Origin of the sequence: Candidatus Megaera polyxenophila, from assembly GCF_029982035.1 — a bacterium.
Classification (GTDB): domain Bacteria; phylum Pseudomonadota; class Alphaproteobacteria; order Rickettsiales; family Rickettsiaceae; genus Megaera; species Megaera polyxenophila.
The window spans coordinates 521,189-546,120 of sequence record NZ_CP104166.1; the positions used below are offsets into that span (position 1 = coordinate 521,189).

Annotated in this window: 27 protein-coding genes, 1 tRNA gene and 2 pseudogenes; 20 read left to right on the forward strand and 10 right to left on the reverse strand. The window is 33.6% G+C overall.

Features of this window, described 5'->3' with window-relative positions; all coding sequences use genetic code 11:
• Positions 1 to 29 precede the first annotated feature (29 nt).
• Positions 30 to 434: a hypothetical protein gene (locus N3Z16_RS02695; RefSeq protein ID WP_282485820.1), complete on the forward strand. Its 405-nt coding sequence runs from the start codon at positions 30 to 32 to the stop codon at positions 432 to 434.
• 10 nt (positions 435 to 444) lie between these two features.
• On the opposite strand, the gene N3Z16_RS02700 is transcribed toward N3Z16_RS02695, so the two are convergent.
• Positions 445 to 828, reverse strand: coding sequence for a hypothetical protein (locus N3Z16_RS02700; RefSeq protein ID WP_282485819.1), 384 nt, complete (start codon positions 826 to 828; stop codon positions 445 to 447).
• 324 nt (positions 829 to 1,152) lie between these two features.
• On the opposite strand from N3Z16_RS02700, the gene ccmE reads away from it, so the two are divergent.
• The 3 genes from ccmE (at position 1,153) to N3Z16_RS02715 (ending at position 4,082) form a co-directional block, all read left to right on the forward strand.
• On the forward strand, positions 1,153 to 1,563 hold the full coding sequence (ccmE, locus tag N3Z16_RS02705; protein ID WP_282486635.1) for a cytochrome c maturation protein CcmE: 411 nt from the start codon (positions 1,153 to 1,155) through the stop codon (positions 1,561 to 1,563).
• A 188-nt stretch (positions 1,564 to 1,751) separates the two neighbouring features.
• Positions 1,752 to 2,849: a redox-regulated ATPase YchF gene (gene ychF, locus N3Z16_RS02710; RefSeq protein WP_282486637.1), complete on the forward strand. Its 1,098-nt coding sequence runs from the start codon at positions 1,752 to 1,754 to the stop codon at positions 2,847 to 2,849.
• Positions 2,850 to 2,861: 12 nt separating this feature from the next.
• Positions 2,862 to 4,082 (forward strand): multidrug effflux MFS transporter, encoded by a 1,221-nt coding sequence (locus N3Z16_RS02715; RefSeq protein ID WP_282486639.1) that lies wholly within the window; start codon positions 2,862 to 2,864, stop codon positions 4,080 to 4,082.
• A gap of 25 nt (positions 4,083 to 4,107) precedes the next feature.
• On the opposite strand, the gene N3Z16_RS02720 is transcribed toward N3Z16_RS02715, so the two are convergent.
• Complete coding sequence (locus tag N3Z16_RS02720; RefSeq protein ID WP_282486641.1) at positions 4,108 to 5,718, reverse strand: ABC-F family ATP-binding cassette domain-containing protein; 1,611 nt, start codon at positions 5,716 to 5,718, stop codon at positions 4,108 to 4,110.
• A 520-nt stretch (positions 5,719 to 6,238) separates the two neighbouring features.
• Here N3Z16_RS02720 and N3Z16_RS02725 point away from each other — a divergent pair.
• Positions 6,239 to 6,622 carry a hypothetical protein gene (locus N3Z16_RS02725; protein ID WP_282485819.1) on the forward strand — a complete coding sequence of 128 codons (384 nt, stop codon included), beginning with the start codon at positions 6,239 to 6,241 and terminating at the stop codon, positions 6,620 to 6,622.
• Positions 6,623 to 6,632: 10 nt separating this feature from the next.
• On the opposite strand, the gene N3Z16_RS02730 is transcribed toward N3Z16_RS02725, so the two are convergent.
• Positions 6,633 to 7,037 (reverse strand): hypothetical protein, encoded by a 405-nt coding sequence (locus N3Z16_RS02730; RefSeq protein ID WP_282485820.1) that lies wholly within the window; start codon positions 7,035 to 7,037, stop codon positions 6,633 to 6,635.
• 242 nt (positions 7,038 to 7,279) lie between these two features.
• On the opposite strand from N3Z16_RS02730, the gene N3Z16_RS02735 reads away from it, so the two are divergent.
• Positions 7,280 to 7,552, forward strand: a complete 273-nt coding sequence (locus N3Z16_RS02735) for a spore coat protein U domain-containing protein (RefSeq protein WP_282486643.1) — start codon at positions 7,280 to 7,282, stop codon at positions 7,550 to 7,552.
• A 506-nt stretch (positions 7,553 to 8,058) separates the two neighbouring features.
• Positions 8,059 to 8,463, forward strand: a complete 405-nt coding sequence (locus N3Z16_RS02740; RefSeq protein WP_282485820.1) for a hypothetical protein — start codon at positions 8,059 to 8,061, stop codon at positions 8,461 to 8,463.
• Between the two features lie 10 nt (positions 8,464 to 8,473).
• Here the strand turns inward: N3Z16_RS02740 and N3Z16_RS02745 are convergent, their stop codons facing one another.
• Entirely contained in the window at positions 8,474 to 8,857 is a 384-nt protein-coding gene (locus tag N3Z16_RS02745) for a hypothetical protein (RefSeq protein ID WP_282485819.1), read from the reverse strand.
• Between the two features lie 92 nt (positions 8,858 to 8,949).
• On the reverse strand, positions 8,950 to 9,300 hold the full coding sequence (locus N3Z16_RS02750) for a spore coat protein U domain-containing protein (protein WP_282486645.1): 351 nt from the start codon (positions 9,298 to 9,300) through the stop codon (positions 8,950 to 8,952).
• A gap of 258 nt (positions 9,301 to 9,558) precedes the next feature.
• Here N3Z16_RS02750 and N3Z16_RS02755 point away from each other — a divergent pair.
• The 7 genes from N3Z16_RS02755 to N3Z16_RS02785 all read left to right on the forward strand — a co-directional run bounded on the left by N3Z16_RS02755 (position 9,559) and on the right by N3Z16_RS02785 (position 15,637).
• Positions 9,559 to 9,634 (forward strand) — tRNA-Gln (locus tag N3Z16_RS02755).
• Positions 9,635 to 9,675: 41 nt separating this feature from the next.
• Positions 9,676 to 10,311 carry a spermidine synthase gene (locus tag N3Z16_RS02760; RefSeq protein WP_282486647.1) on the forward strand — a complete coding sequence of 212 codons (636 nt, stop codon included), beginning with the start codon at positions 9,676 to 9,678 and terminating at the stop codon, positions 10,309 to 10,311.
• A 43-nt stretch (positions 10,312 to 10,354) separates the two neighbouring features.
• Positions 10,355 to 10,489, forward strand: a complete 135-nt coding sequence (locus N3Z16_RS02765; RefSeq protein ID WP_282486649.1) for a hypothetical protein — start codon at positions 10,355 to 10,357, stop codon at positions 10,487 to 10,489.
• 52 nt (positions 10,490 to 10,541) lie between these two features.
• Positions 10,542 to 11,771: a hypothetical protein gene (locus tag N3Z16_RS02770; RefSeq protein ID WP_282486651.1), complete on the forward strand. Its 1,230-nt coding sequence runs from the start codon at positions 10,542 to 10,544 to the stop codon at positions 11,769 to 11,771.
• A gap of 71 nt (positions 11,772 to 11,842) precedes the next feature.
• A complete protein-coding gene (locus N3Z16_RS02775) occupies positions 11,843 to 12,382 on the forward strand; it encodes a DUF3576 domain-containing protein (protein ID WP_282486653.1) in 540 nt (179 codons plus the stop codon).
• 18 nt (positions 12,383 to 12,400) lie between these two features.
• On the forward strand, positions 12,401 to 14,929 hold the full coding sequence (leuS, locus tag N3Z16_RS02780) for a leucine--tRNA ligase (protein WP_282486943.1): 2,529 nt from the start codon (positions 12,401 to 12,403) through the stop codon (positions 14,927 to 14,929).
• 3 nt (positions 14,930 to 14,932) lie between these two features.
• A complete protein-coding gene (locus N3Z16_RS02785) occupies positions 14,933 to 15,637 on the forward strand; it encodes a pseudouridine synthase (RefSeq protein ID WP_282486655.1) in 705 nt (234 codons plus the stop codon).
• Positions 15,638 to 15,941: 304 nt separating this feature from the next.
• Here N3Z16_RS02785 and N3Z16_RS02790 read toward each other — a convergent pair whose 3' ends face one another.
• The 3 genes from N3Z16_RS02790 to N3Z16_RS02800 form a co-directional block, all read right to left on the reverse strand.
• On the reverse strand, positions 15,942 to 16,091 hold the full coding sequence (locus tag N3Z16_RS02790; RefSeq protein ID WP_282486657.1) for a hypothetical protein: 150 nt from the start codon (positions 16,089 to 16,091) through the stop codon (positions 15,942 to 15,944).
• 47 nt (positions 16,092 to 16,138) lie between these two features.
• Entirely contained in the window at positions 16,139 to 17,044 is a 906-nt protein-coding gene (locus tag N3Z16_RS02795; RefSeq protein WP_223938711.1) for a D-alanyl-D-alanine carboxypeptidase family protein, read from the reverse strand.
• 88 nt (positions 17,045 to 17,132) lie between these two features.
• Entirely contained in the window at positions 17,133 to 18,374 is a 1,242-nt protein-coding gene (locus tag N3Z16_RS02800) for an AmpG family muropeptide MFS transporter (RefSeq protein WP_223938713.1), read from the reverse strand.
• A gap of 282 nt (positions 18,375 to 18,656) precedes the next feature.
• Here N3Z16_RS02800 and N3Z16_RS02805 point away from each other — a divergent pair, with 282 nt between their 5' ends.
• From N3Z16_RS02805 to N3Z16_RS02830, 5 genes are all read left to right on the forward strand, one after another.
• Positions 18,657 to 18,842, forward strand: a complete 186-nt coding sequence (locus N3Z16_RS02805) for a hypothetical protein (protein ID WP_282486661.1) — start codon at positions 18,657 to 18,659, stop codon at positions 18,840 to 18,842.
• 121 nt (positions 18,843 to 18,963) lie between these two features.
• Positions 18,964 to 19,218, forward strand: coding sequence for a hypothetical protein (locus N3Z16_RS02810; protein WP_282485543.1), 255 nt, complete (start codon positions 18,964 to 18,966; stop codon positions 19,216 to 19,218).
• A gap of 73 nt (positions 19,219 to 19,291) precedes the next feature.
• Complete coding sequence (locus N3Z16_RS02815; RefSeq protein ID WP_282485544.1) at positions 19,292 to 20,032, forward strand: IS91 family transposase; 741 nt, start codon at positions 19,292 to 19,294, stop codon at positions 20,030 to 20,032.
• Between the two features lie 162 nt (positions 20,033 to 20,194).
• Positions 20,195 to 21,232 carry an IS630 family transposase gene (locus tag N3Z16_RS02820; protein ID WP_282485609.1) on the forward strand — a complete coding sequence of 346 codons (1,038 nt, stop codon included), beginning with the start codon at positions 20,195 to 20,197 and terminating at the stop codon, positions 21,230 to 21,232.
• 587 nt (positions 21,233 to 21,819) lie between these two features.
• Entirely contained in the window at positions 21,820 to 22,284 is a 465-nt protein-coding gene (locus N3Z16_RS02830; RefSeq protein ID WP_282486663.1) for a hypothetical protein, read from the forward strand.
• A 201-nt stretch (positions 22,285 to 22,485) separates the two neighbouring features.
• On the opposite strand, the pseudogene N3Z16_RS02835 reads toward N3Z16_RS02830, so the two are convergent.
• Positions 22,486 to 23,615: pseudogene (locus tag N3Z16_RS02835) on the reverse strand (IS91 family transposase).
• Between the two features lie 73 nt (positions 23,616 to 23,688).
• The gene (locus tag N3Z16_RS02840) at positions 23,689 to 23,943 is read right to left on the reverse strand and encodes a hypothetical protein (protein WP_282485543.1); all 255 of its coding nucleotides are present in this window, start codon (positions 23,941 to 23,943) and stop codon (positions 23,689 to 23,691) included.
• Between the two features lie 143 nt (positions 23,944 to 24,086).
• On the opposite strand from N3Z16_RS02840, the pseudogene N3Z16_RS02845 reads away from it, so the two are divergent.
• A pseudogene (locus tag N3Z16_RS02845) lies at positions 24,087 to 24,917 on the forward strand (sensor histidine kinase); the annotation flags it as partial.
• Positions 24,918 to 24,932: the final 15 nt, after the last annotated feature.

Below are 24,932 nucleotides of genomic sequence, written 5' to 3' on the forward strand. Positions count from 1 at the left end.
AGGCTATAGTTTTCAGAGCATAATGGTTTATGCTGTGGAATTCAAATCTCAGTAACAACCGTTTGAATTTATCTTCCCAGGCAAATATTCTCTCTATCGTTCTAAACCTTTCTTTAAAGATTTTCCGGCAAAAAGTTTGCTTTCTTCCTCGCTTAGATTTCTTGCGACTCCTTTTATTCTCTGGCATATTAGGAGTCATGCCAAGATTAAAAATTGCTTTACGATTTTTACGTGAATTATATACACCATCTAAGCTCATGGTACTTTCCTTGAGATCTATACCTATTAGTTTTACAATCTTTTTTAAGTTTGATATTGCAGGAGTAAGCAGGATTCCTTCATTCCTATTACCCGGAGCAGTAACAAAAGGCGCAATAACATTGCAGTTTCTATCACAAAACGGTACAACCTTGTCTCCTTTAGTGTGTTTATGACCATTATACCCTAAGTTGTCACCCCTTTTTTAGCAGAAGTACAAGTACCATCACCATGTAATATATCAGTATCAAGCATTCCAGCTTTAAATAACCTTGCCACCGAAGCTTCGAAAATCTTATCAAAGCATCCGTGCTTAACCCAGAACTTAAAAGCATTATAGATATTAGTATAGTGAATTTCTGGCATGCCGTCTTTATTTTTGTCTATTGGTATCTGTTCCCATTGGCAACCAGTATGCATGAGTTTAAGAATGTAATTAAATAATTTGAAAAATGATATCTTTTTACTTGGACCACGTGTGCCTTTTTTAAGATGCGGTAAGACAAATTCGTTAAATTCATCTTCTCTCAAAACAGTAGGAAGCTTGTTGTATCGTCTAATTCTGCTCATTCTATTTGGTTACTTAAATAAAATTAATGAATACTCAATATATCTACAAACCTTTTAAATACAAGGCTATAATGGTTTTATTTCGTAAAAATTCAAACCCGCAATGAGTTCGCAATCTATCTGTTAAATCTCTAAAACTATTGCAGTAATTTGCAGAAAGGGTAGAATATTAATCTTTCGTTAAACCCCTGAAGTAGAGATTTAAAACAGTTATGGGTCTATACCAAACTCAGCATATTTATATTGCTTCCTCTTATTTTTTCGTGTTAATTATTCTTGGCTTTATCTTGATAGAGGCCTTATACGAGTTAAGATCACTAAAAAATGAAAAAAAGGACTCACACTAGATTAGCTTCGATCGTTGGGCTTTTTATTATAGCTTCTATAGGTCTATATTTTATACTTTCAAATTTGGAAGATAATATAGTGTTTTTTTACCCCCCCTCTGATATTGAAAAGATAACAAATGCAAAAACAAAGATTCGAGTCGGGGGATTGGTAAAAGAAAATTCAGTTGTAATATTGTCCGCCAATAAAATCAGATTTACCATCACCGACTATAAAAACACTTTAATAATAGAGTATACCGGCATATTACCGGCATTATTTAGAGAAAAGCAAGGAATCGTAGCAGAAGGTACTTTTGTTAACGGTGTATTTGAAGCTAAAAATTTATTAGCAAAACACGATGAGAATTATATGCCGCCGGAAGTAGTAAAAACTTTAGTTAAATGATATAATCAAAAAAAGTATTCTTACAGGCTAAAAACACCCCTCCGAGCAACTTAACTATTCGAAGGGGTAGAGAAAATGATTTGACTATGAGCAATTAAAAGCTATATTTTGACTTTGACCAAAAAGCAATTTAAAAAACAGAACCCTTAAGGTTTTAAAGTAAAAACAATAATCCTAAGTAAATAATTATGAGTCTAAAATGCGGAATCGTTGGGTTACCAAATGTCGGTAAATCTACATTATTTAATGCTCTTACAGCCAGTATTGCAGCAGAAGCTGCCAATTACCCATTCTGCACAATTGAACCTAATACTGGCATTGTTTCGGTCCCAGATGAGCGTCTGCTCAAACTAGCCCAAAATGCCGGTTCTGCTAAAATTATTCCTGCCTTTATTGAATTTGTAGATATTGCCGGACTTGTCAAAGGAGCAAGTAAAGGAGAAGGACTTGGGAATAAATTCCTGTCCCATATCAGGGAAGTAGATGCGATTATCCATGTCCTAAGATGTTTTGAAGATCAGGATATTACTCACGTGCATGGTAAAATAGACCCGATTCATGATGCCGAAATAGTAGAAACAGAATTGATCATTGGTGACCTTGAATCAGTTGACAAAAGAATAGCCTCTAATGAGAAAAAACTAAAATCGGGGGATAAAAAAATTGCTGAAACAATTGAATTACTAAAAGCTTGCAAAGCTGTTTTGGAACAAGGTAAACCTGTTAGAACCCTTACAGATAAATATGCCAAAAAAGATCTCTTATCATTACAGTTAATTACTTCAAAACCTGTTTTATATGTGTGCAATGTACTTGAGTCTGAAGCTGTTAGCGGTAATAATTTTTCAGCACAGATAGAGCAAAAAGCCAGAAATGAAAAAGCTAATCTGGTAATTATTTCCTCTAAAATAGAAGCAGAAATTTCTACCTTGAATACAGAAGCCGAAAAACAGGAATTTCTTGAAAGTTTGGGACTCACAGAGACCGGCCTTAGTAAAATTATTCAATCAGCCTATTCTCTACTCGGCCTGAAGTCTTTCTTTACTATCGGCCCTAAAGAAGCACATGCATGGACTTTCGAAAGCGGAACATTTGCTCCACAAGCAGCTGGGATTATTCATACTGATTTCGAAAGAGGTTTTATAAGAGCCGAAGTAATTAATTATGCCGATTTACTTAGTATAGGTAGTGAGGTCAAGGCAAAAGAACTTGGAAAGCTACGCATAGAGGGAAAAGAATACGTTATGCAAGACGGCGATGTGGTTCATTTTAGATTTAATGTGTAAGCGGGTAAAACTATGAAAATAGTAGGACGCATACCGCCAATATTAATCTATTTTTTAGTTTCTCTTTCTACACTAACTGAAACTATATACTCGGCGGCATTACCGGACATTGCTAAAAGTTTACATACGAGCGGTGGGATAGCTCAGCTTTCTACAACTGCTTATTATTGCGGATTTGCAATCGGAATATTTACTTTAGGTAGAGTATCAGACGTTTTTGGAAGAAAACCAGTAGTACTTTTTGGTATATCTTTTTATTCTCTTGCAGCTTTGCTAATTAGCTATTCTCCCAATATTGAAACTTTCATTAGCTTGAGATTTTTGCAAGCTTACGGAGCTAGTGTAGGCTCTGTTGTAGGCCAAGCAATGACTAGAGATTCATATAGAGGGTGGGAATTATCTTACATGTATGCAAGCGTTGCTATGGTTATGACAGTAGTGCCTTCGGTGGGCTCAGCTATTGGCGGTTACATAATAGAATATTCAAACTGGCAAGCCGTTTTTAGGTTTCTAACTGTTTTAAGTACTGGATTGCTTTTAATTTATATCAAATTTTTACCAGAAACTAATGCTTATATTGGGGTTGCACGCAATAACAGATTTTTTAGCGTTTTAAAAGTAGCCGTAAAAGACAAAGTACTTCTTAGTTATTCATTTATGGTCGGCTCGTTCAACGGCATTTGTTTTGGCTTTTATATTCAAGCACCTTTTATCTTTATTGAAAATTTAAAAATGTCTCCTTCTGATTACGGCCGATTATTCCTTTTTCTTAGCGGTGCAAACTTATTAGGTAGCATAATTAGTAGAAGATTAATTAGAAGGCTAATAAACACTTTCAAGGTAAAAACTATTGGTCTTGTCTTAAGCGTAATCGGTTGCATATTACTTTTAGTTAGTGCCTTTGTAATCGATAATAGTTCTACAGTAAATACGGTATCCGTACTCATTTTTACTCCTATGGCTATTCACCTAATGGGGCATAGCCTATTAGTTCCGATGCTTCTTCGTCATGCGCTTGAAGATTATTATAAAGTAACAGGTAGTGCCGGCGCAATTTTTGGCTTTTTGTACTACATGATTACTGCGTTAGTTAGTTTCATGATTTCTTCGCTGCACAGCAATACTATTAATAATTTTGCCATATTATTTGCAAGTTTGCTTTTTATTTGCCTTATCTTATTTTATATGACGCTACAATGGCGCAAAACCATGAACAAACCAGAGTTTCACTAGTATTCTCACAGAAACATATTTTATACTAAATACTGGTTTCTTTTACAAAAAGATTCAACTCATCAATATTACCCTTTGAGAGATATGCCTCTCCTTTACTTGAAAAAACAAGAGTATGAGTTGCTACTGCATTAATAAAGCTTCTATTATGGCTGACAAACATAACAGTTCCTTCATATGCCGCTAGTGCTTCGCTTAAGATTTCGGTACTTAGTATATCCAAATGGTTAGTTGGCTCATCGAGAAGTAAAAAGTTAGCCTCTTGTACTAATAAACAAGCAAGACTTAGGCGGCTCTTTTCACCACCTGATAAAATATTTACCTGCTTATAAACATCATTACCTCTAAATAAAAAAGAACCAAGCAGTCCCCTCGCATTACCTTCTGAAAGTTCTGGGTTAGAAGCTTTTAAGTTTTCCAGAACCGTCTGCTTCATATCAAGATACTCAGCCTGATCTTGAGCATAATATGCCGTCTTTACATTATGCCCGAGTTTCATATTCCCTCCCAAAAAGGGAATTTGATTTACAATAGTTTTAATCAAGGTAGATTTACCTAGCCCATTTGCGCCAACAATAGCAATTTTTTGTCCCCGTGTGACTGTAAAAGATAGCTTTTTAACAAGAGGATTAGTATACCCTACGGCACACTCTTCAAATGTTATTACTTCCTTACCGCTCTTCTGTTTAAGGGGGATTTTTATATTAACTTCTGCATCATCCTTGTTGACTGTAATATTAGAAGCATCGCTTTCAAGCCGCGCTACCATTTTCATTTTACTGCGGGCTTGCGTAGCTTTTGAAGCTTTTGCACCAAATCGATCAATAAACCTTGATAGCGTTTCTATTTTACCTTCAATATTCTTTAATTCAGCAACCTTATTTGCTTCCCTTAACTCATATTGTAATAAAAAGGAGTCATAATTACCTTGATATTCAGTTAAATCGCCATCCTTCAAATGAAGAATAATATTAGGCAATCTACTTAATAACGATTCATCATGCGAAACAAAAAGTACCGTCCGTTTGAATTTTTTTAGATAGTCCTCAAGCCATACTATGGTTGGCAAATCAAGATGGTTAGTTGGCTCATCCAAAATTAAGAAATCTGGATTTTTTATCAAAATTTTAGCCAGTTCCAACCTCATTTTCCAGCCACCCGATAAAGCTTTAGGGTGTTTTTCTAAGTCTTCCTCTTTAAAACCTAGACCTTGAAGTATCTTTGCAGCATTATATTCAAATGAATAGCCATCTTTACTACGAAAAAGATTTTCCAGAAATTCAAATTTTTCATATTTTTCATTAGTAAAATTTTCAGCCATTTCCATATTAGCTTTATTCATATCAAGCATAATTTGGAATAACTCTTCATTACCTGACATACATTCAATAAGGATTGACTCCTTGGGGTCGGGGTTAGGTTCTTGGGGAAGATAACCTATAAGCGTGTTCTTGGGTTGCGTCACAACACCACTATCAGGTTCATCCAGGTTACATAATATATTCAAAAGAGTAGTTTTACCTGCTCCATTAACCCCAACAAGAGCTATAAGACCATTTTGTGGGAAATTATAATTGATATTTTTTAGTACGAACCTTCCGTGAAAATTTTTAGATAGATTAGTAAGTATTAACATATTCGGTCACCATAAATTAAAGATCAAGGTTTAGTAAACCATTAAAAAGTGCCGAATGAATTTAAAGTTTTATCCATGCGGCGCACAAATCAAGACTTTATGCGCCCACGCTATGCGGTAATATTTATTTCTTTTCTAGACATATTAATCGATTTATTTACTAAGCTTTATGACATCCCCATATTAGCAAAATCTCCATTTATTTTCAAGGCTAGAAAAACTTCTGCAATTATCACCTATAAATTTATATTAATATTTATTGACTTTTGGTTATAATTCGTATATTTAAATCAACCTTAAGTTAAATTAATTTAATCAGAGGTAAGTTTTTTATGAAACGCAAAAAGAAAAAAATTGTAAAAAGCCAGATGCTGTCGTTAAAAGGAAAAATAGAAAAATATTTAACTAAGAACTCATTGCGGGTTTGAATTTTTACGAAATAAAACCATTATAGCCTTGTATTTAAAAGGTTTGTAGATATATTGAGTATTCATTAATTTTATTTAAGTAACCAAATAGAATGAGCAGAATTAGACGATACAACAAGCTTCCTACTGTTTTGAGAGAAGATGAATTTAACGAATTTGTCTTACCGCATCTTAAAAAAGGCACACGTGGTCCAAGTAAAAAGATATCATTTTTCAAATTATTTAATTACATTCTTAAACTCATGCATACTGGTTGCCAATGGGAACAGATACCAATAGACAAAAATAAAGACGGCATGCCAGAAATTCACTATACTAATATCTATAATGCTTTTAAGTTCTGGGTTAAGCACGGATGCTTTGATAAGATTTTCGAAGCTTCGGTGGCAAGGTTATTTAAAGCTGGAATGCTTGATACTGATATATTACATGGTGATGGTACTTGTACTTCTGCTAAAAAAGGGGTGACAACTTAGGGTATAATGGTCATAAACACACTAAAGGAGACAAGGTTGTACCGTTTTGTGATAGAAACTGCAATGTTATTGCGCCTTTTGTTACTGCTCCGGGTAATAGGAATGAAGGAATCCTGCTTACTCCTGCAATATCAAACTTAAAAAAGATTGTAAAACTAATAGGTATAGATCTCAAGGAAAGTACCATGAGCTTAGATGGTGTATATAATTCACGTAAAAATCGTAAAGCAATTTTTAATCTTGGCATGACTCCTAATATGCCAGAGAATAAAAGGAGTCGCAAGAAATCTAAGCGAGGAAGAAAGCAAACTTTTTGCCGGAAAATCTTTAAAGAAAGGTTTAGAACGATAGAGAGAATATTTGCCTGGGAAGATAAATTCAAACGGTTGTTACTGAGATTTGAATTCCACAGCATAAACCATTATGCTCTGAAAACTATAGCCTACAGCATGGTTAACCTGCGGCATTTTTGTGGATAACGGCTAAGCATGGATTAAACAAGGTGCGGATGAAGCTAAAGGGAGAATACTGCCCAAATTGCCAAAAATTAAGCAATTTGATTATAAAATCATCAAAAATTCCAATACAAAAGCTGCAGTTCCAAAATCTTATCGACGAGAATAAAAACCCACCCGTTTTTAAACTATGAAACCAGCAATGAGTTCTTTGTATAGGGATATTGGTAACAATTTAGTGTGGGGTAATTCCCAAGGAAACACCTTGACAGGGATTGCTACTGGGGAGAGGCAAACTTTTACTCTTTATGCAAAGATTCCTGCGGGGCAAATATCAGCACCTGGAAAATATTTGGATAGTATAAATGTGGTAGTAAATTTGGGTAGCGGTACTAATAAACTATCATACCAATTATCAGTTACAATGAATGTTATCCTTAAAAATACAGAAACACCGGGCTATAACAATAGATAGTGTAGTTAACCCTGTTAATGCATTTCTACCACACAATTTCCGCATTAAAAGAATTTTTTAATTATTAATGTACAAATTTACTATTCCTATTAACAGTAGTAAATTACCATTAGGTAATCAATTTCGGTGCGATAGTTATTTGTACTAAATTGTTATTAAAACCTAGGAGGTAATCTATGATCTTTATGAAACGAGTGAGATATCTATCTAACTGCTTTATTAGCCTTGTTGTTACTATGGCTAGTGCCTTAATTCCGAACTCATTGCTGGTTTCATAGTTTAAAAACGGGTGGGTTTTTATTCTCGTCGATAAGATTTTGGAACTGCAGCTTTTGTATTGGAATTTTTGATGATTTTATAATCAAATTGCTTAATTTTTGGCAATTTGGGCAGTATTCTCCCTTTAGCTTCATCCGCACCTTGTTTAATCCATGCTTAGCCGTTATCCACAAAAATGCCGCAGGTTAACCATGCTGTAGGCTATAGTTTTCAGAGCATAATGGTTTATGCTGTGGAATTCAAATCTCAGTAACAACCGTTTGAATTTATCTTCCCAGGCAAATATTCTCTCTATCGTTCTAAACCTTTCTTTAAAGATTTTCCGGCAAAAAGTTTGCTTTCTTCCTCGCTTAGATTTCTTGCGACTCCTTTTATTCTCTGGCATATTAGGAGTCATGCCAAGATTAAAAATTGCTTTACGATTTTTACGTGAATTATATACACCATCTAAGCTCATGGTACTTTCCTTGAGATCTATACCTATTAGTTTTACAATCTTTTTTAAGTTTGATATTGCAGGAGTAAGCAGGATTCCTTCATTCCTATTACCCGGAGCAGTAACAAAAGGCGCAATAACATTGCAGTTTCTATCACAAAACGGTACAACCTTGTCTCCTTTAGTGTGTTTATGACCATTATACCCTAAGTTGTCACCCCTTTTTTAGCAGAAGTACAAGTACCATCACCATGTAATATATCAGTATCAAGCATTCCAGCTTTAAATAACCTTGCCACCGAAGCTTCGAAAATCTTATCAAAGCATCCGTGCTTAACCCAGAACTTAAAAGCATTATAGATATTAGTATAGTGAATTTCTGGCATGCCGTCTTTATTTTTGTCTATTGGTATCTGTTCCCATTGGCAACCAGTATGCATGAGTTTAAGAATGTAATTAAATAATTTGAAAAATGATATCTTTTTACTTGGACCACGTGTGCCTTTTTTAAGATGCGGTAAGACAAATTCGTTAAATTCATCTTCTCTCAAAACAGTAGGAAGCTTGTTGTATCGTCTAATTCTGCTCATTCTATTTGGTTACTTAAATAAAATTAATGAATACTCAATATATCTACAAACCTTTTAAATACAAGGCTATAATGGTTTTATTTCGTAAAAATTCAAACCCGCAATGAGTTCAAAGAGTAGTTTAAATAACTTGCTCTATTTTTCATTTTGCGGTTTATAATTGTTGTCCCAGGAGCACTCCCCTTATCTAATCCAATAGCAAAACTAGTACCTTTTGTACATAATAAGGAAAGTGTAGTTTTACCGATATAGGAATTTTTTTTGTTAAAATTAGTTATTTCAAAGAGAAGATCATTTGCAAAAATTGTACAAGAAGGCTGAACAGTAGCAGTAACATCAATAGTGGACTGATTGTTAACCGCTCTAACTGCCGCTTGGGCTATTCCTTGCACAACAACTAATATTATGCCATAAATACACAAACTGCCTAAAAAATTTTTCATTAGTGCTTAGTATCTGTGATAAAGCTGTTAAAACAATTTACCTGACATAACGATACCATATATAACTTTAACACATTAATTATTATGCAAGTTATCCTGAATATCTTAAAAAAAACTGCGCTATAAGAGCAACTAATTAAAAATAGCGAATCGTATGCTTGAAATTAGAATTCTAGGTTCATAGGGATTTAGAGATTTGAGTTATTGACTATAAGGTAATTTGTTGATATAAGTTTTGCATACTAAGGCATCATAAATTGGGACGTAGCTCAGTTGGTAGAGCAACGGTTTTTGGTATCGTAGGTCAGAGGTTCGAGCCCTCTCGTCCCAGCCATGGTGTGATAAGTACAAACTGATATTACAACAATCATTACTATGAATTTCAAGTCATGGATAGCTTTAATAGTATTGATATCTTATGACTTAGCAATAACTACAGCATCATCCATCATATACAATACCGCAAATAACTACGGCTCAAAGTGGGTATATGAAACGAATAACGAGCGATGCTTATCGTTTCTAAAACCCCCAACCAATATCCATCAAAGTTGTATAAAACTAGATAATCCAGATTTATTAGTTTTTGATTACTCTAAAATGATGCTCGCTACCTTATATTTTAAACCAAATCCACGAAAAATTCTCATTATAGGCCTTGGGGGCGGAAGTTTACCAAATGCGTTGATTAAATTGTTGCCTAGCACGCAAATCGATATTGTAGAAATTGATCCAGAGGTAGCCGCTATCGCCAAAAACTATTTCTTGTTCAAACCAACCGGTAATGTTAAGATCTTCATTGAAGATGGCTTTGAATTTGTTCAAAAAGCAACAGCTGAGAGCTATGATTTAATATTTATTGATGCTTTTACAGAGGATTATGTTCCCTCATCTTTCCTCACTTTAGATTTTGTCTCTAATGTCAAGAGGATTTTGACCAAAACAGGTACAGTAAGTGTTAATGGTTTTGGTAAAAAAAATAAACGTTATCGATTAGAGTCAACTCTATAAGAACACTTTTAACAGTATTACCAATTTAACTTCCAACAATAGAGTGATAATTGCTACTAATGATCAATTCCCACCTCATACTCAAATTATCCAGCAAGCAGAAAAGTGGGAAACTGCTTTTAAAGAAATTGGAATTAATGTAAATTGGCTACTAAAAAAACTTAAATTAGGTAGATAATAATTCTTGCTGTACTTTTTAATATAACATCACCCACAAAATAGCACAAAATATGTACGAAATAAAATATTATAACTCGGATTCCCGGAAACAAGACAATAATTTATTATCTTCGACGGCAAAGACAATAGTAAATAATATAGAATCTGGTAACTCCTACTATCAGATTTTCAAAAAGCATGAACCACAGGATTTACTTAAAAACCTTATTGCAGTAGCAAGTGAGATTAGAAATAGGTTTTCTGATCTAATTGTTATTAGTATGGGAGGGGCAACTCTTAATCCTCAGATGTTGGTAAGTTTTCTAGGACAAGATCAGAATTCCCCCAAAATACATTTTTTAAATAACACTGATCCGTTTTTCTTTGCCGATCTCATGGACATTATAGAGATAAAAAATACTGCCTTTATCGCAATTAGCAACTCCGGAGAAACTTTAGAAACTAATGCGTTGGTGGGGTGTTTACTGAGAGAATATCAGAAACATAACATTACAGATATTGGCTTGCGATCATTTTTTATTACTAACCTTAAAGCCGGCCTATTAAAAGATATAGCTATGGAAATAGGAGCTACTCTCATTCCTCATCAAGAAGGAATTAGTGGAAGGTATTCTGGGCTTTCTTCTGTTTCTCTATTAATTGGGCTGATCGCAGGCATTGATATGCTATCTTATATTTCCGGCGCAAACAAGGTTATCGATGCTTTCTGCTCTAATCTGGCAGAAAGCACACCCATATTAAGTGCAAGTTCTATATATTATTCCAATAAAAACACATTAGTAAATATTGGTTATCTCCAAAGGTTTTTGCCATTTTTAGAATGGTATTCCCAAATTATTGGGGAATCTTTAGGTAAGGATGGTAAAGGTTATACACCTCTAAAAGGTTTAGGACCAAACGATCAACATAGTATGCTGCAACTATATTTAGAAGGGCCACAAGATAAATTTTTTAGTTTCTTTTATCTAGAGAAGATTAACTCAGAGGTAGGAAAGTATAAGACAATCAATTTAAATAAATTCGGATATTTAGCTCATAAAGAACTCTCTGATATTAATAAAGCAAATTTTACTGCAACCATCAATGCTCTTAGCTTGAAAAAGCTACCTATAAGAAGCATTATTTTAAAAGAATTATCATCAGAAGCTTTTGGAGCAATGGTATGTCACTTAATGCTTGAAACAATTACAATTGGTCATTTAACAAGAGTTAACCCTTTTAACCAACCAGGAGTAGAGATGATCAAAATACGCTCAAAGGAATTAATAAGTAATTTATAATAATACTGCTATTTTTTTTCTTCCCATTTTTAGTTGTATTATTTATAAAAAACATTATATTCCTAATATTAATGCAAACAAAAAATATACTAAATTATAATTTATTTATCACTATGAAACTTAAGTCTTTCTCATTCTTATTTGTATTATTAGCATATATAACTTCTAGTTTAGCCGGAGATTATCCAAAATCAAGGGTTGAGACAGAGATGGACGAGATGGGTTCTCTACTTCAAGGAGAAGGACTTGTTTTTAGGCCAGGTAAAACCAAAAGTACTGCCACAAAATCAAAGGTTGGTAATGTAAACAAGTACCTTTACCAGGCAGCCCTAGACGTACTTGATTTTGCACCTTTAACTTCAGCAGATAGTATTGGTGGAGTAATAATTACTGAATGGTATAGCCCTAAAGGACAACCTAATACTCAATTTAAAATTAATGTTTTCATTAAGGATGAAGTGATAAGTTCTGAAGCAGTAGACGTGAAAGCCTATGAGCGTACCAAAATCGGGAATAAATGGTCAACAGAATATAAAGAGTCTGCTATTGGCAGTATTCTAGAAGATAAAATAATTAGAAAAGCAAGAGCTTTATACCAGGCAGATAAATAATCATATATTCCTATGAATATCAAAGAAATAGAGGAGAAATGGCAAAGAGCCTGGGATGAAGGCAACGCTTTTGTTTCAGACAATAACTCCCAAAAACCTAAATATTATGTTCTTGAAATGTGGCCTTATCCTTCAGGAAAATGCCACGTAGGGCATTTGCGTAACTATTCTATTGGAGACGTAATTGCACGTTTTTTTAGGGCTAAGGATTATAATGTTCTTCATCCTATGGGCTGGGACGCTTTTGGTCTGCCGGCTGAAAATGCAGCAATTACTAACAAATTACATCCTGAAACCTGGACTTACTCTAATATTGACGTAATGAGAAAGCAATTAAAAGCTATTGGGCTTTCATATGATTGGAAAAGAGAACTTACTACCTGTGATCCAAGTTATTACAAGCATGAACAAAAGTTTTTTATTGATTTATTAAACAAAGGATTAGCTTACCAGAAGGAATCTATTGTTAACTGGGATCCTGTTGATCAAACGGTACTAGCTAATGAACAGGTAGAGAATGGACGTGGCTGGAGATCGGGAGCATTAGTTGAAAAAAAATATCTGAAACAATGGTTTCTAAAAATTACAAACTACAATGAAGAATTATTAAAAGATATTGATAGTCTAGATGGTTGGCCTGATAAGGTCAAGACAATGCAGAAAAACTGGATTGATAAATCCCAAGGTGCTAATTTCTACTTTAATGTAGCAGATAGTGACCAAAAAATTGAAGTATACACAACCACACCGGAAGCAATTTTTGGGGCAACATTTGTAGCACTAGCTTATAACCATCCATTTATTGAGAACATTAAACAGACTGATGAAATAAAACAATTTATTGATAAATGTATCCATAATTCTACAGCTGAGTCTGATATAGAAAAAGCTAAAAAAGAAGCTGTATTTACCGGTTTATTTGCTGCTCATCCTTTTGATAAAAATATTAAATTACCGATTATAATTGCAAACTTTGTTTTAATGGATTACGGCAGTGGTGCAATTTATGGATGTCCTGCCCATGATCAAAGAGACTTTGAGCTAAGCCAGAACACAAAAAACTTACCTGTAAGACAAATTGCTACGTCTAAAGACGGCTATATTGATTTAACTTCTAAAGCATACCTTTACAAAGAAGACGATATAATAATTAATTCTTCATTTTTGACTGGTATGACAGTAAAAGACGCAAGAGAAAAAGTTATAAACAAATTTGAAGAACTTGGAATTGGCACTCGCAAAATTAACTACCGCCTAAGAGACTGGGGGATATCTAGACAAAGATATTGGGGTTGCCCTATTCCTATAATTTACTGCGAAAAATGTGGTACTCTGCCGATTCCAATTAACGAATTACCGGTAGAGCTACCTAAAGATGTTAACTTCGAAAAACCAGGAAATCCTCTTGAACATCATCCATCCTGGAAACATACAGATTGCCCTAAATGTAAAGGGAAAGCAACGCGGGAAACCGATACTTTTGACACCTTTTTTGAATCCTCTTGGTATTTTGCTCGTTTTTGTAATATTCACAGCAGTGAAATGGTTGACACAAAAAGCTGCGATTATTGGCTGCCTGTTGATCAGTATATAGGAGGGGTAGAACATGCCATACTACACTTACTTTATGCTAGGTTTTTTACTAAAGCCATGGCTGATATCAGATATTTAAAGACTCGTGAGCCATTTAAAAATCTTTTAACACAAGGTATGGTTTTACATATCACTTATAAGGATAAATCCAGAAAATGGTTATACCCAAGCGAAGTTGAAACAAAAAATGGTAAATTTTTTCATAAAATAACAGGAGAAGAAGTTTATGAGGGTAAGCTCGAGAAAATGAGCAAATCTAAAAATAATGTTATTGACCTTGATCTCATGCTTGAAACTCATGGAGCAGATGCTATTAGAATGTTTGTTCTTTCTGATAGCCCAGCTGAAAGAGATTTAGAATGGTCTAATGCTGGAATTGACGGATGTAAAAAATTTATTGCTAAACTAACTGCCCAAACTGACAGAATATTTAATTTATTAAAAAAAGGTGAGTCAAATAGTAAAAATAACAACGAGCTTAACAGCCAGGTTCATGCTACTATAAAAAACGTTACCGAAGATATTCTAGCCTATCGTTTAAATAAAGCAATTGCCAGAATCCGTGAATTATTTAATTATGTTTCAGATGAAGTTTCTAGGGAATCAGGCGACCTAGCTAATAGTTATTTCGGTATTAAAACTGTTATTCAATTACTGAACCCTTTTATTCCTCACATTACTGAGGAACTTTGGCAAAAAATCGGTAACGATGTTCCTTTATATAAAACTAGCTGGCCTAGCTTTGACGAATCAAAGTTGCAAGTTAGCACTTACACAATAGCTATACAGATTAACGGCAAACTTAGAGCAACTTATGATTTTTCTGTTAACGCAAGCCAAGAAGAAATTAAAAAGATTGTTATCAATCTACCAGCTATTCAAAAATATATCAATGATGCAGAAATCAAAAAATTTATTATTGTTCCACAAAAAATAGTTAACATTGTAGTGTAATTTATGAGCAAATTTATCTCCGGCCGAATAGCAAAATTTATTGCGGCGGCAGGAATTTGTTCAAGACGGCAGGCTGAAAAAATGGTTCTCCAAGGACGAATCAGAATAGATGGACAAACCATAAACACTCCAGTAATCACCGTTACTCCAGAAAATGTCGTAGAGATAGATGGAAAAATAATAAGCCTAATAGAGCAAACAAGGCTTTGGTTGTATTATAAACCAGTAGGCTTGATTACCACTCACCACGATCCCCAAAACAGACCCACAGTTTTCGAAGCTTTAAAGCCTTACTTACCTCGAGTAATTTCCGTAGGTAGATTGGATTTAAACAGCGAGGGCCTGTTATTGCTTACAAATAGTGGCACTTTAGCCCAAGAACTTGAATCACCGAAAAACAATTTTGCAAGGGTTTACAAAGTACGCGCACATGGTAAAGTTTCAAGTTTAATTACCTATATTATACATAATAAGTCTCGCCCACTGACAATTGATAATATAACTTATACACCCAAATCGATCAGATTAATTTCAGAAGGTGGAACAAATTCATGGTTTGAGGTAATATTAACTGAAGGAAAAAATCGGGAAATTAGAAAGATTTTTGAATATTTTTCTCTGAAAGTAAACCGCTTGATTAGGGTTAAATACGGTAAATACGACCTCGGAAACTTAAAATCTGGAGAGTTTAAAGAAGTTAGGGTATAAAATTTTGTTTATGTAGTTAACCTTATCCCACTTAACTACATAAAAATCTCACTAATTGACTCGATATTTAATGTACTAAAAACCATATAAGCTTAGAACATTCAAAGCATAGGTTGCTTATTAATTTTCTGAGGCATGCCCGCTTGTATTACTGGTTATGCTGTTAAAAAATCTACCTTAACACCTCGTAATTTGAGCAATTCTCATCCTTTTTTATCCTAAACTGGCGTTAAGTAAATTAAATACTTCCTACTTCCCATGCGGTTATATAATTTTTGTAACAAAATCCAATAAGCCAGGAAGGTTATGTTATTTCTTTTTGAGTCTCTTGTTTCCTGGGTTTACTTTTTGATTTTCTTCTTAATAAGTTATTTTTTAGAGCTGAAGAGAGTCTTAAAATTTTATCTTCTTTTTTACTTTTGTTTAAAGCAGCACCGTCTCTTGCTTTTTCCATTTTTATATAAAATTTTTGTTGAAACAAAATAAAGACTTCAAGTGTTTTTACGTCTCTTTACTACTCGCTAATTTTATTTTGCTTTTTGCTGCTTTCTTAGTTTTTAAAGTGTCGTTTTTTATGCCAAAATGCTTATCAAGTAAGCTCGCCATTTTTCTGTCCCGATGAATAGCCTTGCTACTCCCGGTGACAACTCCTACAAGGGTTTTACCATTTCTTGTAGCCACCGTAATTAAATTACACCCAGCAGGATTAGTAAAGCCGGTTTTAAGTCCCTCCGCACCAGGATAGTTAGCTGTAAGCCTATTATGTCCATTTATTTGTTTACCCTTAAACTTAAAACTTGTTCTTGCAAAAAAACCGTAATATTTAGGAAAATCCCTTTTTATAGCGATAGATAGCTTGGCTAAATCAATCGGAGTAGTTTTTTGATCTGGGTGATGCCATCCCGAAGCATTAGTAAAAAAGCTGTTTTTCATTCCTAATTGTTTAGCACGTATATTCATTAATTTAGCAAACTTTTGTTCTGAACCGGCAACATTTTCAGCCACAACTATAGCTGCATCATTTGCAGATTTAACAATTAATGCGAGAATCGCTTCTCTAACGCTGATTTGCTCCCCAGCTTTCAAATGTAACTTTGATGGATGAGCTTTCGTAGCGTTCTGGGATACATATAATTTATCATTCAAGGAAAATTTACCGGCTTCTAATGCTTCAAATAACATATATAAAGTCATAACTTTAGTAAGAGAAGCAGGATAAACCTTTACATTTTGATTATGGGAATGCAATATCATTCCCGTTTTACCATCGACTATTAGGCTTGTTTGAACTGGGCCACTAGCCCTTGTTTGTGATTTTTTCCTCGCTGCTTCTGATAGATTCAATTGCAGGCTAAAAATAACTAGAAAAACAGGTATAGCTATAAAATATTTAAATTTTAACAGCATAAAGATTGCAACTCTCCAAAATTTTTTCAGTTTAAGATCAACCTTTGCGAAGATTATCCTAACACATTGTTATTTACAGCAAAATAAATTATTTATTCTCATATTTATTTTTTAAGTATGTGAGAATTAAAATGCCAGGGATAGCCAAGATAATTGTCCCGAAGAAATATAAATCCCATCCTACTTGCTCAACTATGCTCCCCCCATAAATAACTATGGTATGGCTGAATAAGCCAGAAGCACTGCTAAATAAAGCATATTGCGTGGCAGAGAATTTTTTATTACATAGCACACTTAAGTATCCGACTAAAGCTCCCATTCCCATACCTCCGGCAACATTTTCAATAGCAATTGCAACCATAAAAGCATTAATATCATGACCCATATGGTTTAACCAAATGAAAGAAGCATTAGTAATACTTTGAGCAACGGCGGTTATTATCATTCCCTTAAAACTGCCTACACAGTACATTATGTAACCGCCAAGGTAAGTTCCGACAATAGTTGCAAACACCCCAAATGTCCCTGATACAAAACCAATTTCACTTTTTGTAAAACCTAATTCAAGGTAAAAGGGCATAGCTACTACCCCTAGCATTGCATCGCCCAGCTTAAAGAAAATGATAGCCAGTAATATTGCAATTGCCCCCTCCCTTTTAAAAAAATCAATAAATGGGTCAAGCGTCATCACTTTCCAAGAATGTAGGGAAAAAGCATTAAATTTATCACGGATTATGACAGGTTCATTCAGCGATAAAATGTAAAAGATTACAGCAAAATATGACAGGGCTATAATAGAAAATACTTTTGCCCATCCATATAACTCAGAGAAATAAAATGCACCGGAGGATATTATTATTAATCCTATTCTATAGCCAAATATAGTATTTGCAGCACCTATAGCTTGCATTTCCTTTTCTAAAATATCTATCCTAAAAGCGTCGAAAATAATATCAAAAGTAGCTGAGAGCACCCCCAGAGCGATAACTAAAACGTATAATTCGGCAAGGGAATTCTGTGGATCTACTTTACTCATAGAAAATAAAATAAAAGCTAGAGCACCTGCGCATAAAATCATCCAGCTTTTTCGATGACCAATTTTCCCTAATACTGGTATCTTTATCTGGTCAATAATAGGAGCCCACAAGAATTTTAATGAATAAAATATTTTAGATATTGAAAAGGTAGTTATTACTGCAAGAGCAATTTGCTCTTCCGTTAACCACGCTGAAATAACCCTATATAATATACCAAGAGGCATTGCGCTAAAAATTGCTAAAATAAAAATTTGCAAATGCCGATAATCTGTAAAAATTTTTAATACGCTCATACTTAACTAAATAGTCTTTTAAAAATTCTCAACAACACCTAATAAGCCATAACTGACTACTAAAGTACTATAAAGTACTAACCTGGTATATGCTAATACAGCATAACAGTCAATTTAAAAAATTATTTTTTTGGCTAAACAACTAGTTTGCAACTGTTTGTGCATTTCTAGAGAAATTTTTTTGGTATTGTTTTTTAAGTCTAGAGCTATTAGTAGGACTCTGTTATTCTTAAGATGCTAGGAATAACCTCAACCAACAATATACTATAGTTTGAACGTTAAATGATTCAGAATAAACATATAATTAGATTATCATTTATTGGGTTATTTTTAAACATAATAGCAAACATAGTGCTATATAGATACTTCATGATAGAAGAGGTTGTAATTAAGCAAATTTCCGACCAAAATGCTAGGATTGCTGAAATATATAAACACAAGATAAGCCACCTATCGGTGGCAGCTTAAAAGAAGATACTCTTGACCGATAAATATTTATGGAGGATTATAATACTGGTATTTGATTTGTTTTAACTTGAGTTATAAAGACTGAATGTTAGACATACATAAGATAATATATAATTGAGTTATGAGTAACTTGCACTCTGAGCAGCATTTGGTCAATGAATTAGCGGTAAAAACTCTTAAGGCCATTTCTAAAGAGCAAGCAATTCCTTACAGCAGGATCAAAAAGATTTTTTCCGAAGGAGATAAGGAAATAGCCAAGGCTTTCTGGATAATGTTGCGAAAAATATCTCCCAATCATAAGTATAATTCTGTTTACTATTGCCCTGATTGTAAAGAATTTGATTTAGAACGCAAAGGAAGAAAGATTCCTTGGTAAGAAAACATTAACTATAAGTAATTTATGGAAATAGTCGGTAAAGGAATATCTATAAAACATATTTTTCTAGACCGTGGTAATTGGTCTCGATTTCGCTAAAAAATACGGCAAGCTAAGATACGGCATTATTTTCAACGTCACTAAAGTTATATCGTGTGGAACGAAATATTTAGGATTTAAACGTTATAGCTGCCGTGATTGTAACCGCAATAAATCGGTAGCATTCAGCTGTAAAGGTAGGTTTTGTTCTCGTTGTGGTAAGAAACAAACGGATCAATGGGTGAGTAAGGCTAGCAATGTTCTACCAAAAACACGATGGCAGCACATTACATTTACAATGCCGGACTCTTTATGGCCGATATTTTGGCTCAATCGTGATCTGTTTGGATTGATTTCCGGTATTGCAGCAGGAATTATTAAGGAGATAGCTACAAAGAAAAATCTTGTGGTTGGTATATTTACTGCCTTACACACTTTCGGTAGAGATTTAAAACGCAATGTTCATATCCATTTATCGGTTACTTGCGGCGGTATAAATAGCAAAGGCAAGTGGCAAAAATTATTTTTTCCTGCCGAACCTATTAAAAAAATGTGGAGACATAGAGTCCTTGAGTTATTTCGCTTTCAATATATCTCAAGTAATTTGAAGTTGCCGTCCGCATATCAAAATGCTGAGAATTTTAATAACTGGATGAGTAGTTTATACGAAATCAGTTGGTATGTTTATTTACAAAAACCATCGGATGATCATAAACGCAACATAGAATATTTAGGGCGGTATATAAAACGCCCCCTATTTCCGAGACAAGAATAGAAAATTACGACGGAAAGCAGGTAACGTTTAAATTTCTTGATCACTATAATAATACAATTGATCGCATAACTATGCCCGTGATGCAGTTCATAGCTATTAACCCACCAATTAAATACCCGACATAACTATTGCCAAGAAGGAAGGAATTTGTATAATGCAATAATGTCAAAAAGTGAAGATTTTAGGAAATTATCAATAAGCGCACAAGCGTCGATGAGAAAGATTGCTCTAAAACTAGTAAAAAGAGGAGAGAGTCAATCGTCGGTAGGTGAATTAATAGGAGTGAGTCGCCAGACAGTAAATGAATGGGTAAGGAGGGAAAAGAGAGGCGACAAGTACGCAATTAGTGGGAAGTTAAGAGGTAGAAAGATAGGAGAGAAAAGGCTTATAACCGAAGATCAAAGTAAAATAATACAAGGGTACGTAAATATCTCTAGACCAGAAGATCACAATATCAAATCAGCATTATGGTCAAGAAAATCAGTTAATGCACTCATCAAAAAACATTGTGGATTTTTTCTTCCCCTAAGTACAATAGGCGAATATTTAAGAAGATGGGGGTATACTGCACAAAAGCCAAAGAAGTTAGCATATGAGCAGCAACCCAAAAGGGTTCAATTTTGGTTAGATGAAGAATATCCGTCAATAGCCAAGCAAGCAGAATATGAAAAGGCAGAAATACATTGGTGCGACGAAGTAGGGATAAAACAAGAGTGTCAGGTATTACAAAGCTATTCTTTAAAAGGAAAAACCCCTGTTGTGATTCATAAATCGAAGAGATTTAGTATAAACATGATATCCACTGTTACAAATAACGGTAAGCTAAGGTTTATGCTGTACGAAGAGACACTAAAAACAAATGTATTTATAGAATTTTTACGGAGGTTGGTAAAATACTCCAAGAAAAAAATCTTCTTAATCCTAGATAATCTCAAGGTTCATCATAGCAAAAAAGTACAAATATGGACTCGGAAACATAAAAAGAAAATTTCTTTATTTTTTCTGCCTCCGTATACTCCGCAACATAATCCGGATGAATATTTAAACAACGATTTAAAAAGAAATGTAAATAGGAAACATATACCTCTTACAAAATCTGAACTCCAAGGGAATTTAAAATCTTACCTAAGGACTCTGCAAAATAACCCAGAACATATCAAAAGATTATTTCAGGCGAAAGAAGTAAAATATGCCGCCTAAGTCGGGTATTTAATTGGTGGGTTAATAGTCTGATTATGCATATACCAGATCGTTATTTTCGAATGATTAGGTATTACGGTTTTTTATCTAATAGAACTAGGGGCGTACAATTACCTATCGTATATAAGGCAATTAATCAAATCGTTCATAAGAAAACTAAGCTCATTAGTTGGAGATTAATGATTTGGTTGAATTTTAAAATAGATCCTCTGTTTTGCTATAATTGCAATAAATGTATGAATCTGCGGCAAGTTTATTACGGTTTATCTCCGCCATTGTTATTAATAAGAATCAATGAATTATTATCAACGCCTAGATAACATCATTATGGCGAACACTTCTTTCACGTCTTAGCCACATAATTTGTAAAACTGAACCTATTTTTAGATAGATTCTGGCAGAGATTTTTATAAAAGTGTTGATAATTTCTAATATTGTGGCTTGTAACTACATTTTATTAAACGAATTTTCAAAGTTTTGATTAACAATTTTTCTGGTTACAAATTTTGAAATTCCTATACTATAAAATATGGGCTAATAATAAAAGCGCCGTACTTAAACTAAAAAACCGAAATTTTGAATCGTTAATGACCGATCAAGATTTTATCCAATTTGCTAAAAAATCTTCCCAATTTTTCAATGAATTAAAGACTAATATATCTTTATACGATAAGAATGGTAGAAAATTTATTGAAAGCCAGTCTAACGACTTTTTAAATGTTAAATTAAATGATAGCACTTATTTATATAGTAAATTTATTCTAATTTTAGACAAATACTTTTTAAATTCATATTTTGCTAAAAATCCATTAATGGAAGCTATGAGAGGTAAAACTAGAAATATACTAGTTTCGAGAGCTATGGTTACTGATCAAGATGGTTTAGAAAATGAAATATCTTATATAATTACTTATATTCCTATTATTGATTCTGAAAATGGAGAATTTAACGTAGATGGTATTGTTGAAATTACAACTGATATAACAGATCAGTGGAACAATATTGCTTATCTTGAGAAAAGAATATTTATAAGTTTTATTGTTATATTTTAGTATAGGAAATTCAAAATTTGCAACCAGAAAAATCATCAATCAGCTTTTTAAAAATTCGTTTAATAAATATGTAGTTACCAGCCACAATATTAGAAATTATCAACACTTTTACAAAAATCTCTGCCAGAATCTATCTAAAAATAGGTTCAGTTTTACAAATTATGTGGCCAAGACGTGAAAGAAGTGTTCGCCATAATGATGTTATCTAGGCGTTGATAATAATTCATTGGTTCTTATTAATAACAATGGCGGAGATAAACCGTAATAAACTTGCCGCAGATTCATACATTTATTGCAATTATAGCAAAACAGAGGATCTATTTTAAAATTCAACCAAATCATTAATCTCCAACTAATGAGCTTAGTTTTCTTATGAACGATTTGATTAATTGCCTTATATACGATAGGTAATTGTACGCCCCTAGTTCTATTAGATAAAAAACCGTAATACCTAATCATTCGAAAATAACGATCTGGTATATGCATAATCAGACTAGCTATGAACTGCATCACGGGCATAGTTATGCGATCAATTGTATTATTATAGTGATCAAGAAATTTAAACGTTACCTGCTTTCCGTCGTAATTTTCTATTCTTGTCTCGGAAATAGGGGGCGTTTTATATACCGCCCTAAATATTCTATGTTGCGTTTATGATCATCCGATGGTTTTTGTAAATAAACATACCAACTGATTTCGTATAAACTACTCATCCAGTTATTAAAATTCTCAGCATTTTGATATGCGGACGGCAACTTCAAATTACTTGAGATATATTGAAAGCGAAATAACTCAAGGACTCTATGTCTCCACATTTTTTTAATAGGTTCGGCAGGAAAAAATAATTTTTGCCACTTGCCTTTGCTATTTATACCGCCGCAAGTAACCGATAAATGGATATGAACATTGCGTTTTAAATCTCTACCGAAAGTGTGTAAGGCAGTAAATATACCAACCACAAGATTTTTCTTTGTAGCTATCTCCTTAATAATTCCTGCTGCAATACCGGAAATCAATCCAAACAGATCACGATTGAGCCAAAATATCGGCCATAAAGAGTCCGGCATTGTAAATGTAATGTGCTGCCATCGTGTTTTTGGTAGAACATTGCTAGCCTTACTCACCCATTGATCCGTTTGTTTCTTACCACAACGAGAACAAAACCTACCTTTACAGCTGAATGCTACCGATTTATTGCGGTTACAATCACGGCAGCTATAACGTTTAAATCCTAAATATTTCGTTCCACACGATATAACTTTAGTGACGTTGAAAATAATGCCGTATCTTAGCTTGCCGTATTTTTTAGCGAAATCGAGACCAATTACCACGGTCTAGAAAAATATGTTTTATAGATATTCCTTTACCGACTATTTCCATAAATTACTTATAGTTAATGTTTTCTTACCAAGGAATCTTTCTTCCTTTGCGTTCTAAATCAAATTCTTTACAATCAGGGCAATAGTAAACAGAATTATACTTATGATTGGGAGATATTTTTCGCAACATTATCCAGAAAGCCTTGGCTATTTCCTTATCTCCTTCGGAAAAAATCTTTTTGATCCTGCTGTAAGGAATTGCTTGCTCTTTAGAAATGGCCTTAAGAGTTTTTACCGCTAATTCATTGACCAAATGCTGCTCAGAGTGCAAGTTACTCATAACTCAATTATATATTATCTTATGTATGTCTAACATTCAGTCTTTATAACTCAAGTTAAAACAAATCAAATACCAGTATTATAATCCTCCATAAATATTTATCGGTCAAGGGTATCTTCTTTTAAGCTGCCACCGATAGGTGGCTTATCTTGTTAGTATTTTTTATTATTGTTATGTATAACACAAACTATGCTCAAAAAATTATTAATAAACAATTTGAAACTAACAGAGAATTAGAGGAAGCAAAAGTTAAAGCAGAGACTGAAAGCTCTGCTAAAACTCAATTCCTAGCAAATGTAAGCCATGAATTACGTACTCCACTCAACGCAATTATCGGGTTTTCAGAAATGATTTTATCTGAGACTTACGGAAAATTAGAAAACACCCAATATAAAGATTATATAAATGATATAAATAATTCTGGAAAGCATCTATTAAGTGTAATAAATGATATTTTAGATTTTTCAAAAGCTTCAGTAGATAAACTAAAAGTAGAGTTAATTGATCTTGATCTAAACAAATTGGCTTTATCAAGCCTGAGGTTTGTAAAACCAAGAGCTGATGAAGCCAATGTCAAATTAATTGAAGATTTACCTCAAGAACACATAGTAATGAAGGCCGATCCAAAAAGGCTAAAACAAGCTTTATTGAATCTTTTATCAAACTCAGTTAAATTTACCCCTTCAGAAGGTTCAGTAACTTTATCGGTAAAAAAAGATGTTTTAAAAAAATTAGTTTACATCTCTGTAACAGATACCGGTATCGGTATGAGCGATCAGGATATCCCAAAAGCTCTTTCCTCTTTTGGCCAACTAGATAATAAACTTAGCAGAAAATATGAAGGTACGGGCCTTGGCCTACCTTTAACTAAGAAACTAGTTGAATTAATGAACGGCACATTTGATATAAAAAGTATTGTCGGTAAAGGGACTACCATAACTCTTATATTTCAATATAGTGATATAATAACTTAATTGAACCGCTCATTT